The organism is uncultured Veillonella sp. (assembly GCF_963551295.1).
Classification (GTDB): Bacteria; Bacillota; Negativicutes; order Veillonellales; family Veillonellaceae; genus Veillonella.
This window is the reverse complement of sequence record NZ_CAUVFT010000004.1, coordinates 61962-78467: the sequence shown is the minus strand read 5'-3', so window position 1 is coordinate 78467 and position 16506 is coordinate 61962. Positions and strand designations below refer to the sequence as shown.

Annotated in this window: 14 protein-coding genes; all 14 read right to left on the bottom strand. The window is 40.8% G+C overall.

Translation table 11 applies throughout. From position 1 onward, the window contains the following. Positions 1–96: 96 nt before the first annotated feature. Positions 97–2274: an excinuclease ABC subunit UvrB gene (gene uvrB / locus RYO55_RS01875; protein ID WP_314983928.1), complete on the bottom strand. Its 2178-nt coding sequence runs from the start codon at positions 2272–2274 to the stop codon at positions 97–99. Then, entirely contained in the window at positions 2274–2570 is a 297-nt protein-coding gene (locus tag RYO55_RS01870) for a hypothetical protein (protein ID WP_314983927.1), read from the bottom strand. The genes uvrB and RYO55_RS01870 overlap by 1 nt, the downstream gene beginning before the upstream one ends. 76 nt (positions 2571–2646) lie before the next feature. Then, a complete protein-coding gene (gene ftsY / locus RYO55_RS01865; RefSeq protein WP_004693455.1) occupies positions 2647–3582 on the bottom strand; it encodes a signal recognition particle-docking protein FtsY in 936 nt (311 codons plus the stop codon). Then, positions 3582–7136, bottom strand: a complete 3555-nt coding sequence (gene smc, locus RYO55_RS01860; protein WP_314983925.1) for a chromosome segregation protein SMC — start codon at positions 7134–7136, stop codon at positions 3582–3584. Before smc ends, ftsY begins: the two co-directional genes overlap by 1 nt. A gap of 47 nt (positions 7137–7183) precedes the next feature. After that, positions 7184–8374: a radical SAM protein gene (locus tag RYO55_RS01855; RefSeq protein ID WP_314983924.1), complete on the bottom strand. Its 1191-nt coding sequence runs from the start codon at positions 8372–8374 to the stop codon at positions 7184–7186. Positions 8375–8501: 127 nt separating this feature from the next. Then, the gene (gene rnc / locus RYO55_RS01850) at positions 8502–9242 is read right to left on the bottom strand and encodes a ribonuclease III (protein ID WP_295817126.1); all 741 of its coding nucleotides are present in this window, start codon (positions 9240–9242) and stop codon (positions 8502–8504) included. After that, the gene (fabF, locus tag RYO55_RS01845) at positions 9242–10486 is read right to left on the bottom strand and encodes a beta-ketoacyl-ACP synthase II (RefSeq protein WP_004697295.1); all 1245 of its coding nucleotides are present in this window, start codon (positions 10484–10486) and stop codon (positions 9242–9244) included. Before fabF ends, rnc begins: the two co-directional genes overlap by 1 nt. Positions 10487–10521: 35 nt before the next feature. Then, a complete protein-coding gene (locus RYO55_RS01840; protein WP_004697026.1) occupies positions 10522–11478 on the bottom strand; it encodes a nitronate monooxygenase family protein in 957 nt (318 codons plus the stop codon). 77 nt (positions 11479–11555) lie between these two features. Then, the gene (locus RYO55_RS01835; RefSeq protein WP_004693441.1) at positions 11556–11786 is read right to left on the bottom strand and encodes an acyl carrier protein; all 231 of its coding nucleotides are present in this window, start codon (positions 11784–11786) and stop codon (positions 11556–11558) included. A gap of 51 nt (positions 11787–11837) precedes the next feature. Next, the gene (gene fabG, locus RYO55_RS01830; protein ID WP_021148004.1) at positions 11838–12581 is read right to left on the bottom strand and encodes a 3-oxoacyl-[acyl-carrier-protein] reductase; all 744 of its coding nucleotides are present in this window, start codon (positions 12579–12581) and stop codon (positions 11838–11840) included. 1 nt (position 12582) lies between these two features. Next, positions 12583–13524, bottom strand: a complete 942-nt coding sequence (fabD, locus tag RYO55_RS01825) for an ACP S-malonyltransferase (RefSeq protein WP_120054648.1) — start codon at positions 13522–13524, stop codon at positions 12583–12585. An 11-nt stretch (positions 13525–13535) separates the two neighbouring features. Then, a complete protein-coding gene (gene fabK, locus RYO55_RS01820) occupies positions 13536–14480 on the bottom strand; it encodes an enoyl-[acyl-carrier-protein] reductase FabK (protein WP_008600662.1) in 945 nt (314 codons plus the stop codon). 15 nt (positions 14481–14495) lie between these two features. Beyond that, complete coding sequence (locus RYO55_RS01815; protein ID WP_008713708.1) at positions 14496–15491, bottom strand: beta-ketoacyl-ACP synthase III; 996 nt, start codon at positions 15489–15491, stop codon at positions 14496–14498. Next, positions 15475–16503, bottom strand: a complete 1029-nt coding sequence (gene plsX / locus RYO55_RS01810; RefSeq protein WP_120054647.1) for a phosphate acyltransferase PlsX — start codon at positions 16501–16503, stop codon at positions 15475–15477. The genes RYO55_RS01815 and plsX overlap by 17 nt, the downstream gene beginning before the upstream one ends. Positions 16504–16506: the final 3 nt, after the last annotated feature.

Below are 16506 nucleotides of genomic sequence, written 5' to 3'. Positions count from 1 at the left end.
ATCTCTCTGATTACTAACATGAAATAACATATGTATATTATCGCACATATAGTCTATATAATCTATGTGTTTTCTTACAATCTTTTAAAATTGCTCCTAAGATTTACTTTTTGGACTTATCCGCTTTCTAGATTTGGTAGAAACTGGCTTCTTCAACTTGCTATCTCCTGCACTATGCATATCGGACCATTGTTGACGTAATACGCCCAATTGATCACGTAACTTAGCTGCGGTTTCAAATTCAAGCTGCTTGGCGGCGGCCTTCATTTGACGATCTAGCTCTTCAATCTTATTGTACAATTCTTCCGGTGTTATATCTGCCACCTTAGGTGCTGATGTATCTTGAACATATGGTTCGTGTCCATGGTCCATGCCCTCTGAGGATTTTTTTTGCTTTCCTTTTTTTGGTGAAAGTCCCTTTCCATCGGTAACCATATCTTCTTCGATTTTCGTTAATTCGATAAGCTCTTTTACATCTTTAGACACAGACTTAGGCGTGATATTATGTTCAATATTATAAGCCTCTTGCACGGCACGACGACGATCGGTTTCATCGATAGCCCGTTGCATAGAACCTGTTACACGATCTGCGTACATGATAACATGACCATTCACATTACGGGCCGCACGACCTATAGTTTGAATCATAGCCGTATCGGAGCGCAAAAAACCTTCCTTATCCGCATCTAAGATAGCAACCAAGGAAACCTCTGGCATATCGAGACCTTCACGAAGCAAGTTAATACCAACTAATACATCGAATACGCCAGCCCGCAAATCACGAATGATTTCAGCCCGCTCAATAGTAACAATATCGGAATGAAGGTAACGAACTCGTACGCCCATTTCCTTCAAAAATTCCGTTAAGTCCTCAGCCATCTTCTTCGTCAATGTCGTAACAAGAACCCGTTCATTCTTGGCAGATCGTTTGTGAATTTCTCCAAGCAAGTCATCCATTTGCCCCTTAATAGGACGAATTTCTATAGATGGATCTAATAGGCCCGTAGGACGAATGATTTGCTCTGCAATATTCGTTTCTACTTCCATTTCGTATGGGCCAGGTGTAGCCGATACGTATACAATTTGATTGATACGCTCTACAAATTCATCGAATTGAAGCGGTCTATTATCTAATGCAGAAGGAAGACGGAAGCCGTATTCGATAAGAGATTCTTTACGGGCACGGTCACCATTATACATAGCGCGAATTTGAGGCATCGTCACATGAGACTCGTCCACCATGATGAGGAAATCATCTGGGAAATAATCAATCAATGTAAACGGTGCTTCCCCAGCCTTGCGTTCAGACATATGACGGGAATAATTTTCGATGCCCGAGCAATAGCCCATCTCCTGCATCATTTCTATATCATAACGTGTACGCTGTTCTAAGCGCTGAGCCTCCAATAGGCGGTCAGCAGCTTTTAACTTTGCCAACTGCTCATCCAATTCGGCTTCAATACGCTCTACGGCAATATTCATCTTCTCTTTCGTCGTTACGTAGTGAGATGCTGGATAGACAGCTACGTGTTTACGTTCCGCAATAACTTCACCGGTCAAGGAATCTACCTCTACGAGGCGGTCGATTTCATCACCAAAGAGCTCCACACGAATGGCTCTTTCACTATAAGCGGCAGGGAAAATATCAATCGTATCCCCTTGCACACGGAATGTGCCGCGGATAAAGTTCATATCATTTCTCGTATATTGAATATCTACGAGTTTAGATAAGATTTCATCGCGCGATTTCGTTTGACCCAAGCGCAAGGACAATACGAGATCAGAATAGTCCTCAGGGTCACCTAAGCCATAAATACAGCTAACAGAGGCAACAATAATGACATCGCGGCGCTCAAACAGACTCATCGTAGCACTATGTCGCAGTTTATCGATTTCATCATTAATAGATGCATCCTTCTCGATATATGTATCACTAGAAGGGATATAGGCTTCCGGTTGATAAAAATCGTAGTAAGATACAAAGTATTCTACCGCATTATTAGGGAAAAAACTTTTAAATTCACTACATAATTGAGCCGCCAAGGTTTTATTATGAGCAATGATCAAGGTCGGCTTTTGAACTGCTTCAATAACCTTAGCCATTGTAAAGGTCTTACCAGTACCAGTGGCACCGAGCAAAACTTGAGCCCATTCACCGCGTTCAATACCTTCTGTTAAAGATTGAATCGCGGTAGGTTGGTCACCTGTAGGCGCAAAGGGCGCCTCCACTTTAAATAGTTGGCCCCCCTCGTAATTATATGTACTATGCTTCATTACTGTTCATCCTGATGTTTACGGATGGCTTTCATTTCTTCATCCGTCAAACGACGACCTCCATTTTCCGCTTGATTCAACGTATCCTCACCTTCTAAGACTTCGATGAGCATAGCAATAGAAAAACGATCTAGTGTAGGTGTGGTCTTCTGAATTTCATCAGCCATCATCCAATCTGATTCAGTATAGTTATTAATACGATCTGTAATCTCTTCCCAGTTTGAAAGTAGCAATCTCGTAATGGGGCGATATAGTTCAATTCCGAAGTACTCGATTAAGCTAACTATCTTATTCATATTTTCTAGGCTAACATTACATTCATTTTTTTTATTTTCAGATTCTACATATTCAAGTAAGAATTCCCGGTTATATTTATTTGTCACCTTGAATCATTCCTTTATTAAATAGTGCATTAGCAAATTCTTTTGCATTAAATGGACGCAAGTCATCCATACCTTCGCCAACGCCAATCCAGCGTACGGGTACACCTAGTTCCTCTTTAATAGAGATAACTACGCCGCCTTTTGCCGTACCATCTAGCTTAGTTACTACAATACCATTTACTGGTACAGCTTGACCAAATAATTTAGCTTGGCTTACTGCATTTTGACCCGTGGTACCATCTAAAACGAGCAATGTTTGATGCGGCGCACCTTCTACGTGGTTATTCGCAACACGCCCCATCTTTTTAAGCTCTTCCATAAGGTTAACCTTAGTATGTAGCCGACCAGCTGTATCTACGATAACAAGGTCTGCATTACGAGCTTTCGCAGCTTCCATTGCATCATATACAACGGCAGCAGGATCTGCACCTTCTTTATGTTTAACAATTGGTACACCAACGCGATCAGCCCAAATGGATAATTGGTCAGCTGCAGCGGCACGGAATGTATCACCTGCAGCAATGATAACCTTTTTACCTTCTTTAGTATAATAGTTAGCCAATTTAGCGATTGTCGTTGTTTTACCAACACCATTTACACCAACTACAAGGATGACCTCAGGATGGTGCAAAGTAATTTCATCTTCTTGATCGATGAGCATTTCCGTGATGCGGTCTTCCATAAACGGCATTACATCGCCTGTATGATTGATGATACCTTCTGTTACACCACGACGAATTTCTTTCATCAAGTATTCTGTCGTCTTAGGGCCTAGATCACTAGTAAGCATAACTGCTTCTAAATCATCTAAGAAATCATCATCGATTTGCGCATAACCAATAACGATGCTTTCTACATTTTTTACAAAAGACTTACGAGTTTTCTCTAAACCGTCTTTAATTCTATCAAAGAATCCAAATGCCATTATGCTAGATCCTCCTTCACATCTTCAAATGCTACTGTTAATAATCGCGATACACCGCGTTCCACCATGGTTACCCCTTGAAGTACTTCGGCGGCTTCCATCGTCTTTTTACGGTGAGATACAACGATAAATTGTGTTTCTTTATTTATTCGATTTAAGTAAGAGCTAAATCGTTCAACATTAGCTTCATCAAGCGCCGCGTCAACTTCGTCAAGCACACAGAACGGAGCTGGACGATAATCAAGGAATGAGAACAATAAAGCGATAACCGTAAGAGCACGCTCACCACCCGATAAGAGTGTCAATTGTTGACGCTTTTTCCCTGGTGGTTGAATGTAGAAGTCGATACCACCCGTCAAAATATTATCTGGATCAGTAAGTACAATTTGCGCAGTACCGCCACCAAACAATTGGCTGAATACTTCTTGGAATCTACGGCCTACCACATCCAATACATCGTATAGCTGTGTACTCATCGCCTTATCCATTTCGGCAATAACCGCCTGTAATTGCGCCTTTGCCGTATCTAAATCAGCTAATTGTGTGCTTAAGAAATCATAGCGTTCTTTAGTCTCTTCGTATTCCTCAACGGCATTTGGATTGACTGGACCCAATTCGGCAATTTCGGCCATCAAACGAGCTTGCTCATCCTTCCAATCGTTAACGGAGCCTTCAATGCGAAGGGCTTGAGCATCTTCCAAAGTAAAGCCTAGCTCTTGTAATTCTTCTACAAAGCGCTCACAGTCCATGCGATGACGTGTAATTTTGCCTTCCATATCAACAAGGCGACCTTGCACCACTTTATAGCGTTGATTCAATCGGTCTTGCTCACTTAGAATAGATTCCATTTCTTCGCGACCTGTAGATGTTTTATCATAGGCTTCATCACGAAGAGCACGTAATCGTTCAACCTCAGCCGTAGCAGAGGTCAACTCTTGTTCTGCCACTTCCTGAGCCTTAGGTATTTCCTTTTCATAGCGTTGTGTAGTACTAACTAACAAATTATGAAGTGGTGTTAAACGCTCAATAATACTAGAAATAGACTGATTACGCTGTTCACGTTGTGTTTCCCGTTCCTGAATGGTATGTCGCAAGGTATCACAAGTAAGGCGAGCTTCCGTGAAAGCTTCATACGCCTCTTGTTGCACCTTTTGCAACATAGTTAATCGATCCATCAACGCCCCTTGATTACCATCCACACCATGATCCTCTTGCAAGGAACCCAATGCTGTTTCTTGCTCTTTCAAGTTAGCTGTTGTAGTAGCCAAATCAATATCGATTTGTACTAAACGTTGCTCTTCTTCATGGAGAACACGTTTTTTACGATCCAATTGATTTTGTATATTTTGTACCTTTGTTTCGCTAGCCACATAGAGTAAGTTCGTATGTTGATAGCTTTCATCAAGGGTAGCTTGTTCCTTTTCTGCCTCTTCAACCCGTTTTTCAAGGCGTTCTAAGTTAGCTGTTAAGGAGCGAATTTGTTCTTCAATTTGTACAAGTTCTTGTTCAAGACTAGTAGCCTCTTCCTTACGGCTCAATACAGAAGCACGCTTGCGCTTTGTTGCACCACCGGTTAAAGAGCCACCAGGTTGAAATTGTTCCCCCGTAAGAGTTACGATGCGCAATTGCTGATTGTATTTTTTCTGTAATCCAATGGCATCATCCATGGAAGATACTACCAAGGTGCGCCCCAATAAGTATTGGAAAATATGGGCATACTTATTATCAAAGGAAATACAATCAACAGCAGTGCCTAATACACAGCTTTCATGTAAAGCCGATGTATCATATGGTTTACCTTTAACAGAATCCATCGGCAAGAAGGTTACACGACCACCTTGGATAGATTTCAAATAATTGACACCCTCCGCAGCAGCGCGAGCTGTAGTAGTCACAACATGGTTAACACTTCCTCCTAAGGCCGTTTCGATAGCCGTAGTATATTTGTCCTCTACCGTAAAGAGATCGCCAACAGCGCCCGTGATTTGTTCGTGCCAAGAACCTTTACCATTGAGGATATTCTTTGTGCCTTCTAAGTAACCTTCGTGCTGTTCCTCCCACTGTGCTAAAAGTTCTAATCGACCTTTTGCACGTTGTTCTTGAGTGCGCAGCTTTTGTAATTCCTTACGCTCTTCACGCACTTTCATAGCCGCATCCTTAGCATCATCAACGAGGGCTTGTCGTTTAGCAGCTAAGACATTAAACTTTTGACCTAACGTTTCAAATTCAGAACGAGCGACTTGTAGTTCACTATCTACCTGTGCTATTTCAGATTCTAGAATAGCACATTGATTTTTACTTTCCACCTTGCGAGCTTCTAAGCTTCGAATACTAGCCTTAGCCGTTTCAATAGCACTCACAACTTCTAATTGACGTTGCTCAAAAGCCTCTCGATTCGATTGCAAGGATTGAAACTTAGCTTGTTCTGCCTCTACATCTTCAACAGCCTTTTTGTAACTCGCTTCTAATTCTTCTATATTAGACTCTTTTTCTACTAATTGAGCACTTTCATCTTGAATCAATTGATTTAAGATGCGCAATTGTTGCTCCTCGCCCTTTTGCGTAGCCTCTAGCTCGCTAATGCGCATAGACGTTTCATCTAATTCACGGCGCGCTGTTTTTAGTTGCTCTTCTAAGAGACGTAAGTGACCAGATAAGCGTTCTTCATCACGTTGCTTTTCAGTATATTGAGCCTCCCACAACTTAAGCTGTTCCTGCTCTTTTGACGAGGACGATTGCAATTCGTGACGACGAGCCTCTAATTTAGACAATTCAGTTTGAAGCTCAATTTCTTCATCTTTAAAGGCAATATTATCGTTTTCAAAACGTGTTAAAAGGCGATCAGAGGTCTTATAATTGTGAAAGCCTAATGCCCCATCATAATCGCGCTTTGCACGGCTTAAGGTCATATACTTTTTAGTCTTTTCCGCTTTTTCAGACAAAGGTCCTAGTTGCTCTTCAATGGTAGCCATTACGTCCCGTACGCGCTCCATATTACGGTCTGTACTAGCAATACGACGTAAAGCATCTTCTTTATTAATTTTAAAGCGAGAAATCCCAGCTACATCTTCAAAGATAAGACGACGTTCTTCAGGTTTAGAATTTAAAATAGCATCAATTCGGTTCTGTCCAATAATGGCCATGGAATCTCTACCAAGACCGGTATCTGCCAGTAAAAGATGTATGTCCTTTAAACGACAAGAGCGCTTATTGATGAGGAACTCACTTTCACCAGTACGATAGATACGGCGTGTTATAGCCACCTCTGCCATATCTAAATCTAATTGTTGATCACTATTGTCAAATACAAGAGTAACCTCAGCAGCGCTCATAGGTTTGCGCTTTTCCGTACCAGAGAAAATGATATCCTCTGCTTTTTGACCACGTAAATTACGAACATTGGATTCCCCTAAAACCCATTTCATGGCATCCGTAATATTACTTTTACCGCTTCCGTTAGGTCCAATAACGGCAGTCATTCCTGGTGAGAATTTTACAACCGTCTTATCTGCAAACGATTTAAAGCCCTTTAATTCCAACCGAAGTAATTGCATGACTGCCTCCTTTCTACTAACCACCCTAAATAATCATATCTTTTATATTATAACACATATTGTAGGCCATCAATACAGCACCGAACGGTATTTCTCCTACTTTCTTCACACCAACTTATACTATATTGTGGATATAATTCAGCGAAATATAATACATTTCTATTTTTAAGCCCTCTCACCTTAGATGTTAAGCTTCTAGGATAAGAAATAATAATATTATGTTTTATTGCAATACTATTATTCCCAATATAATTTGTTTTATCATTATTAGTCTTATCTTTACATCCAGTATTATCAGCATTAACTCTACTAAATCCTAGATTTTCATAAGTAGCGTATTCAGTTAGATTAAAACAATCGTTACTTAGTGAATACTTATACTGAGATACATGCTCATCAATACAACGTTCAATTCGCTGCTTATATTGTTCATTCACAACTAGCTCCCCCATAGCTGGCTCATATGGACCTGCCACTAAGCTATTACCGGAATCTAATTCTTCTGTACTTTGTAATCCCGTGCGAATGACTTCAATACCATGCTGTTCAAACCAATCTTTTAAAAATGCACAATACTGTATAGCTAGCTCAGTACTTAGTGGTTCATATTCTCCAGCTCTATACTGGTCGGCTAGTTCTGTATTCTCTATAACTAGTACAGGGTAGATACGTATAAAATCAGGTTGTAATGCAGCTACCGTAATGGCCGTTTCTATTATGGTTTGCCAAGTCTCTCCTTTTAGTCCTGGTAAAAGTTGAACCCCAACGATCATATCATGCTGTTTTAATCGTGTAACAGCCTCTACTACCTCTTGTGCCGTGTGCCCCCTCTTAGCATTGAATAAAATACCATCATTCATAGACTGCACGCCAAGTTCTACAGTTTTTACTCCATAAGACTGTAATAATGTAATCGCTTCATCACCTACAGCATCAGGTCTTGTAGAGCAACGTATGCCATCAATGATTCCCCGTTGAAGTATTTCATAGGCAGGCATTAATAATTTATGTTGTAAATCTTTAGGAATAGCCGTAAATGATCCCCCATAAAAGGCAACCTCCCAAAACTTCTCGCACCGTTTTGTGCCTACATAGTCTTTAATTGTTTGTTGTATATAATCTGGAGTTAGGTGACTAATACCAGATTGGCCCGTAATACGAGATTGATTACAAAATGTACACACATAGGGACAACCTACGTGAGGTATAAAAAAGGGAATCATACCAAATGGTTTCATAGACACCTCCTCTTCTTATGTAAAAATTATTACTCATCTACTATTATATAGATTATTACTCATCTACTATTATATAGATTATTACTCACATACTATTATACAGAAAAAAGCGCCATTCGGCGCTTTTCTATTTATCAGCCATCAACTTTTCTAAAGTCAATTGAGCCGCATGTTGTTCTGCAATTTTTTTACTTTTACCAGAGCCGGCCTCGTAAGTAACACCATTGATTTCAACCTCCATATGGAAGGTTTTAGCATGGTCGGGACCACTTTCACTGAGCAAATGATAGACAATATGTTTATCCCCATCTCTTTGCACATATTCTTGTAATAATGTCTTATAATCTTTGCCCCGCTTACCTTCTAAGGCTTGCATGATATAAGTAGTTAAATGTTTTAAAACGAAGACCATAGCCGTTTGATAATCTGTAGAAATATAAATAGCACCGATGAGAGACTCAAAGGTATCCGCTAATATAGAGTTTCGATCATTACCACCGGAAGCGCGTTCTCCATGACCGAGCAATAAATATTGTCCTAGTTTCAAAGAACGGCTCACAGATGCTAAAGAATCTTCACACACTGTAGCGGCCTTAATTTTCGTTAAATTACCTTCAGCCATATCTGGATATGTCTTAAATAGGTATTCCCCAATAATAAGATCCAAAACAGCATCGCCTAAAAACTCTAATCGCTGATTGTGATGAATATGCTTTGATTTATGTTCATTCGCATAAGAAGTATGTGTAAAAGCACAATCTATAATGGATATATCTGACACAGGTATGTCTAAACGAGCAACAAGCTCATGAAGAGATTCTTCACGAGCTTGTGTTATCTTACTCTTATGCGTTTCGATAGTAACCATTAAGCTTCATAACGGCGAATGCAAAGTGTACCGTTATGACCACCAAAACCGAAAGAGTTAGAAAGTGCACATTTTACTTGGAGTTCACGTGCGCCTTCACGAACATAGTCCAGATCCAAACCTTCATCAGGATTGTCACAGTTAATTGTAGGGTGAACTTTACCAGTTTCAATCGCCATTGCCATTACGATAGTTTCAATAGCACCAGCAGCACCCAATAAGTGACCTGTCATGGATTTAGTAGAGTTAACAGCGATATTTTTAGCATGATCGCCGAACAATTCTTTAATAGCTAATGTTTCATTTTGGTCATTAAGGCCAGTAGATGTACCATGAGCATTGATGTAGTTAACGTCTTTAGGGTCGATACCTGCATCTTTAATTGCTAATTCCATACATTTACGAGCTTGAACACCACCTGGAGCTGGTGCAGTGATATGGTAAGCATCACCATTACTACCATAACCCACAACTTCAGCATAGATATGTGCACCGCGTGCTTTTGCGTGTTCTAATTCTTCAAGAACTACGATACCAGAACCTTCACCCATTACGAAACCATCACGGTCACGGTCAAATGGACGGGACGCTTTTGTTGGCTCGTCATTGCGTGTAGACATAGCTTTCATAGCCGCAAAACCAGCTACAGCAGCCGGAGATACCGCAGCTTCAGTACCACCAGCAAACATCACGTCAGCATCACCACGTTGGATGATACGGAATGCATCACCAATCGCATTTGTACCAGAAGTACAAGCAGTTACGTCGGTAATAACTGGACCTTTAAGACCAAGGCGAATAGATACGCGTGCAGATGTCATATTTGCAATCATCATAGGTACTGCAAATGGACTTACGCGGCCAGGACCTTTCTCGAATAATGTTTCATACACCTCATGGATAGAGTCAATGCCGCCTATACCTGTACCAACTACAGTACCACAGCGATCTAAATCTGCTTTATCTAAATCAAGATCAGCATCTTCACAAGCAAGAACAGCTGCACCGATAGCAAATTCTACAGAACGGTCCATACGACGAGCTTCTTTTTTGTCTACCCCATAGTTTGTAATATCAAAATCTTTTACTTCACCCGCAATGCGTGTTGCATAGTCAGATGCGTCAAAGCGTGTAATCGGCCCAATACCAGATTGACCTGCCAATAACGCATTGTAGAAGTTCTCTTTACCGATACCTACAGGAGTCACTGCCCCTAAGCCAGTAATTACTACACGTTTTTCCAATTATTCCACCTCTTATAGCTATACAGCCCTTTAAATTAATCAATCTCTGCTACTTGCTGTTTCAATTGTGCAAAGATATCTTTAACTGGCATAATCTTATCGACTTTTCTCATATTATTGCCAGAGAACACCAACCCCGTTTCCACATCACCTTGTTGTGCACGAGAAAGAGCACGGATAATGCAGAATTTATGGGAACAGTGTTTTAAACAGTTATCACACACCGTCGGAGGCGCTACAGTACCGTCTAAAACAGATTCAGCAAATTTATTTTTTATTGCTTGACCAGGCAAACCAACAGGACTTTGAATCAATACAATATCCTCAGGGTTTGTAGCTCGTACATACATTTTTTTTAATTCATCAGATGCATTACATTCATCAGAAGCAGCAAAACGGCTACCCATTTGAACACCACTAGCGCCGATTTTTAACATTTCAACGATATCACGGCCATCTAGAACACCACCAGCAGCAATTACTGGAATATTTTTTACCGCTGCTACAACTTCGGGAACGATTTCTCGAGCGGAACGATCCGTTCCCAGGTGTCCACCAGCTTCACAGCCTTCTACGATTACAGCTGCAGCACCTAAACCTTCAGAAATGCGAGCTAATTTTGCGGACGAAACAATTGGTACAATAGGAGTACCAGACTCTTTGCCCATTGCGAACATATCTCTTGAAAAACCAGCACCTGCTACTACAAGATCAATGCCTTCTTCGATGGCAGTCTTTACTAGACCAGCAAATTGAGTTGCTGCTACCATCGCATTTATACCAATAATACCCGTAGGTGATAATTTTCTAGCTAATTGTATTTCGTATCGTAATTCATCGAAAGGCAAGCCCGATGCCGCAATAAGGCCGATACCACCTTCATTTGCAACGGCTGCTGCCAAGCGAGCTGTAGACAATCTAATCGCCATACCACCTTGAATAATAGGTACTTTGGCCACTAGATTCCCAATGCGAAGTTCAGGGAGCTTCACTATCAAATCCTCCTGTAAATAAAACCGGTTGGGAGGCCACTCGGCCTCCCGTTCGGTTGAATTGTTAGCTTTACAGCTTATTTAGCAGAATCAATATATTCTACTGTATCCTTAACGGTTTTAATTTTTTCTGCAACGTCGTCAGGGATTTCAACATTGAATTCTTCTTCAAATGCCATGATCAATTCAACGATATCTAAGGAGTCAGCGCCTAAGTCGTCGATGAATGTAGAATCAATGGTAACTTCAGCTTCATCAACGCCTAATTGTTCCACAACGATTGCTTTAACTTTATCGAAAGTGTTCATTAGTGGTTCACCTCCTTTCAAAGTGTATTTATATATAGTCTAATTTTACAACTACATTACCATGCCACCATCAACATTGATGACTTGACCCGTAATATAATTAGCAAAATCGCTAGCAAGGAATGTTACTACTGTTGCTACTTCTTCAGCATCAGCCATACGGCCCAATGGAATTTCAGTAACCATAGCTTCTTTAACTTTTTCTGGTAATACATCGGTCATATCTGTGTTGATAAAGCCTGGAGCAATAGCATTAACTGTAATACCACGGCTAGCCAATTCTTTAGCACAGGACTTAGTAAAACCAATTACGCCCGCTTTAGAAGCAGCGTAGTTAGTTTGACCAGCATTCCCCATAACACCTACAACAGATGTCATGTTGATAATATGACCAGAACGTTGTTTCATCATGATTTTAGATACTGCTTTAGTTACCAAGTATACACCTTTAAGGTTGATATCAATTACAGCATCAAAATCTTCGTCTTTCATTCTCATCAACAAACCGTCACGCGTAATACCCGCATTATTTACGAGAATGTCAATGTGACCAAATTCTTTATGAGCTTCTTCCACCATAGAAGCAACTTCATCAGCATTTGCTACATTAGCTTTAAATTTAATGGCTTTTCGGCCTAACGCTTGTACAGCTTCAACAGTTTCTTGTGCTGCACCTTCGCTACCGCTATAGTTTACTACAATATCAGCACCAGATTGTGCTAGATTGATAGCTACAGCGCGACCAATGCCACGGGATGCGCCAGTTACAATGGCTACTTTACCCTCTAAATGCATTTTATCGAACCCCCTTCAAAAATTCAAGCGTTTTCTCTAAGGATGCAATGTCTTCAACATTAGCTAATTCCATATCTTTGTTGATCTTTTTAGTAAAACCTGTGAGTACTTTCCCAGGCCCCACTTCAACAAAGCGAGTAACGCCAAAGTTTACCATTTCAGCTACACAATCTTCCCACAAGACAGGGTTAGCGGCTTGAGTGACTAAGGACTCTTTAATGTCATTTGCATTAGTCAAAATCTTGCCAGTAACATTTGCAACTACAGGAATTTGTGCATCACACACTTGGATCTTATCCAACTCTTCCTTTAACCGAAGAGCTGCGGGTTCCATCAAACGGCTGTGGAATGGAGCACTTACCGGAAGCATTACTGCGCGTTTTGCTCCTGCTTCTTTCATTTTTTCAGCTGCTGTTTCCACCGCTGCAGTTTCACCGGCAATAACGATTTGTCCAGGGCAATTGAAGTTAACTGCTTGTACAGAACCTACAGAAGCATTTACTTCTTCACAAATTTCTACAACTTGCTCACGAGGTAATGCCAAAATTGCTGCCATAGCGCCTTTACCCAATGGCACAGCTTCTTGCATATATTCACCGCGTTTATGAACTACATATACTGCGTCTTTAAAGTTCAATACACCGGCTGCTACCAGAGCACTATACTCACCAAGACTATGTCCGCCTACGATGTCAGGCGTAAAGCCTTGTTCTTTTAGAATTTCATAACAAGCTACGGATGCAGTCAAAATAGCTGGTTGTGTATTTGCTGTTTTAACGAGCTCTGTATCAGGACCTTCGAAGCATAATTTACTGATAGAATAACCAAGTGCCTCGTCAGCTTCTTCAAAACGTTGTTTCACAATAGGGTACGCATTATACAAATCTTGTAACATGCCTACTTTTTGAGAACCTTGACCAGGAAAAACAAATGCCGTTTTCATTAGGGGCCTCCTTATTTACTAAGACCTTGAAGATTCTTAATCACAGTTTCAGCTTCAGTCATAATATCTTTAATGATAGTTTCACATGGTTTAACATCTGTTAACATACCAGAAATTTGACCGATCATTACAGAACCTTCTTTTACATTACCCTCAATAGCAGCTAAACGAAGTGTACCAGCACCTAATGCTTCCAATTCCTCTTTAGATCCACCACTGAATTCAAGGGATTTATATTTATGAGCTAACGCATTATCTATAATACGTACAGGATGACCTGTTGTTAAACCAGTCATAACTGTAGCACGATCTTTTGCTTTCAATACAGCATTTTTATAATTTTCATGGGCAATACATTCTTCGGATAATACGAATCGTGTCCCCATTTGTACAGCTTTAGCACCTAATGCAAATGCCGCAGCCATACCACGACCATCTGCAATACCTCCGGCAGCAATAACTGGTACATCTACAGCATCAACTACTTGAGGAATTAATGCCATAGTTGTAATATCACCTACGTGACCACCAGACTCTGTACCTTCAGCAATAATTGCATCAATACCACCACGTAATAAGCGCTTTGCTAGTAATACTGATGCAACTACAGGAATAACTTTTGTACCAATTTCTTTCAAAGCGGGAACATAAACACCAGGATTACCTGCACCTGTAGTGATAACAGGAACACGTTCTTCCACGACTACTTCCATAACCTCTTTTACAAATGGAGACATGAGCATGATATTACAGCCAAAAGGCTTACTAGTGCGCTCTTTTAATTTATGGATTTCATTACGGAAAATATCAGGAGGCATATGACCAGCACCAATAATCCCAAGTCCACCAGCTTCAGAAACGGCTGCCGCTAATTCTGCAGTACCGAGCCAAGCCATGCCACCTTGAAAGATTGGATACTCAATCTGCAATAAATCACAAATGTCAGTCTTAATCATCTTGATGTGTCCTCCTTAATACCATTTCAAGACCAGGCTTGCCCATGTTAGGCCTGCACCAAATCCTGCAAACGCAACATTATCACCGCGTTTGAAACGTCCCTCGCGATTAGCTTCATCAAGTGCAATCGCTACAGACGCGGCAGATGTATTACCATACTTATGTAAATTAACAAAAACTTTTTCCATCGGCAGATGTAAACGTTTGGCTGCCGAATCAATAATACGAATATTCGCTTGATGAGGAATGAAGTAATCTAATTCATTTAACTCCATATCAGCACGTTCTAAGGATTTTAAAACCGTACGTCCCATCGTTTTAACGGCAAATTTATATACTTCAGGGCCATCCATATGAATAAATGTTAAGCCTTCTTCTACGCGTTGATCATTTGCTACTACAGCAGTGCCACCTGCAGGAATGCAAAGCGCTGATCCTCCAGTGCCATCGGCGCCCATGTCAATACCTTTAATGCCATAGCCTTCAGGTACTTCAGATACTACTGCAGCCCCAGCACCATCACCAAAGAGGATACATGTACCACGATCATTCCAGTTTACTCGACGAGAAAGAATTTCCGCCCCCACAACGAGTACTTTTTTATAAATACCAGAGCTAATATAACTAGCGGCAGTAATCAATCCATATACAAACCCAGAGCATGCCGCTTGTAAATCATAGGCTGCAGCGTTTTTAGCTCCTAAGTTTGCTTGCAATACACAAGCTGCCGAAGGAATAATCATATCTGGTGTTAAGGTAGCAAAGATAATCATGTCGATATCCTCTGCAGAGACATTAGCCATTTGCATAGCTTTTTTTGCTGCCTCGGTCGCCATATAGGATGTATTCATACCTTCCGGTGCAATGCGTCGTTCTTCTATACCCGTACGCTCTCTAATCCATTGATCATTGGTATCAACCATTTTTTCAAGATCAAAGTTTGTTACTACATTGTCAGGAAGGAAGCTCCCAGTACCAATGATTCCTACAGGTTTATTCATCATAGTCATACTTTAAGGCTCCTTCAATATCCATCGTTTCTCTTATGTGTTGAATAATTTTACGCTCTACTAAATCACTAGCAATTTCAATAGCAGTTTTTATTTCTTTTGCTTTAGAACTGCCATGAGCAATCATAAATACCCCATTAACTCCTAAGAGCGGAGCACCACCATTTTCTGTGTGATCCAAACGTTTTGCCATCTTTTTCAAAGCCGGCTTTACAAGCATAGCTCCTATCTTGGCGAAAATACTTCCTGCCATGATGCTATCCTTTACTAATTGCGTAAGGCCTGTTACTAAACCTTCCGCAAATTTAAGTACCACATTGCCTACGAATCCATCACATACGACAACATCAACGGCACCTTTAGGAATATCGCGACCTTCAATATTACCTTTAAAATTGATAGTCTTCATACCCTCCAAGATCGGATACGTCGCCAATACGACATCGTTCCCCTTTGTGGCCTCTTCACCAATATTTAACAATCCCACAGTAGGATTTTCTTTTCCTAATAAAAGCTTAGCGTATTCGGACCCCATTAAAGCTCCTTGTACAAGATGTTTAGGTTTACAATTAGAATTTGCACCAGAGTCTAACATAACTGTTATACCACTTACCGTTGGCATTGGAGTTGCAATGACAGGGCGATCAATACCTTTAATGCGACCAAGCCCAAACAAAGCCGCTGCAACAGCAGCTCCCGTACTACCTGGAGCAATTACAGCATCACAACGATTATCCCGAACCAACGAAGTAGCGACCACAACAGATGCATCTTTTTTCTTGCGCAATGCTTGACCTGGATGTTCATCCATACCGATTACCTGGCTAGCATGATGTACAGAAATACGTGGATTCTTAGCTTCATTATTAGCTTCTAATATATCAAAAATTTGCTGCTCATCGCCGACGAGCACCACTTCAATGTGTTGATTTGCTCGTACGGCTTCAATGGATCCAAGTACAGTCTCCATTGGAGCAAAGTCGCCACCCATGGCGTCTATTGCAATTTTCATAAT

What these genes read in the sequence shown, in the direction of transcription:
- RYO55_RS01815 (WP_008713708.1), bottom strand. Translation starts at nt 15,491, where the DNA reads ATGACTATGATGAATAAACCTGTAGGAATCATTGGTACTGGGAGCTTC.
- plsX (WP_120054647.1), bottom strand. Translation starts at nt 16,503, where the DNA reads ATGAAAATTGCAATAGACGCCATGGGTGGCGACTTTGCTCCAATGGAG.
- RYO55_RS01835 (WP_004693441.1), bottom strand. Translation starts at nt 11,786, where the DNA reads ATGAACACTTTCGATAAAGTTAAAGCAATCGTTGTGGAACAATTAGGC.
- fabD (WP_120054648.1), bottom strand. Translation starts at nt 13,524, where the DNA reads ATGAAAACGGCATTTGTTTTTCCTGGTCAAGGTTCTCAAAAAGTAGGC.
- rnc (WP_295817126.1), bottom strand. Translation starts at nt 9,242, where the DNA reads ATGGTTACTATCGAAACGCATAAGAGTAAGATAACACAAGCTCGTGAA.
- uvrB (WP_314983928.1), bottom strand. Translation starts at nt 2,274, where the DNA reads ATGAAGCATAGTACATATAATTACGAGGGGGGCCAACTATTTAAAGTG.
- fabK (WP_008600662.1), bottom strand. Translation starts at nt 14,480, where the DNA reads ATGATTAAGACTGACATTTGTGATTTATTGCAGATTGAGTATCCAATC.
- ftsY (WP_004693455.1), bottom strand. Translation starts at nt 3,582, where the DNA reads ATGGCATTTGGATTCTTTGATAGAATTAAAGACGGTTTAGAGAAAACT.
- fabG (WP_021148004.1), bottom strand. Translation starts at nt 12,581, where the DNA reads ATGCATTTAGAGGGTAAAGTAGCCATTGTAACTGGCGCATCCCGTGGC.
- RYO55_RS01855 (WP_314983924.1), bottom strand. Translation starts at nt 8,374, where the DNA reads ATGAAACCATTTGGTATGATTCCCTTTTTTATACCTCACGTAGGTTGT.
- RYO55_RS01870 (WP_314983927.1), bottom strand. Translation starts at nt 2,570, where the DNA reads ATGAATAAGATAGTTAGCTTAATCGAGTACTTCGGAATTGAACTATAT.
- smc (WP_314983925.1), bottom strand. Translation starts at nt 7,136, where the DNA reads ATGCAATTACTTCGGTTGGAATTAAAGGGCTTTAAATCGTTTGCAGAT.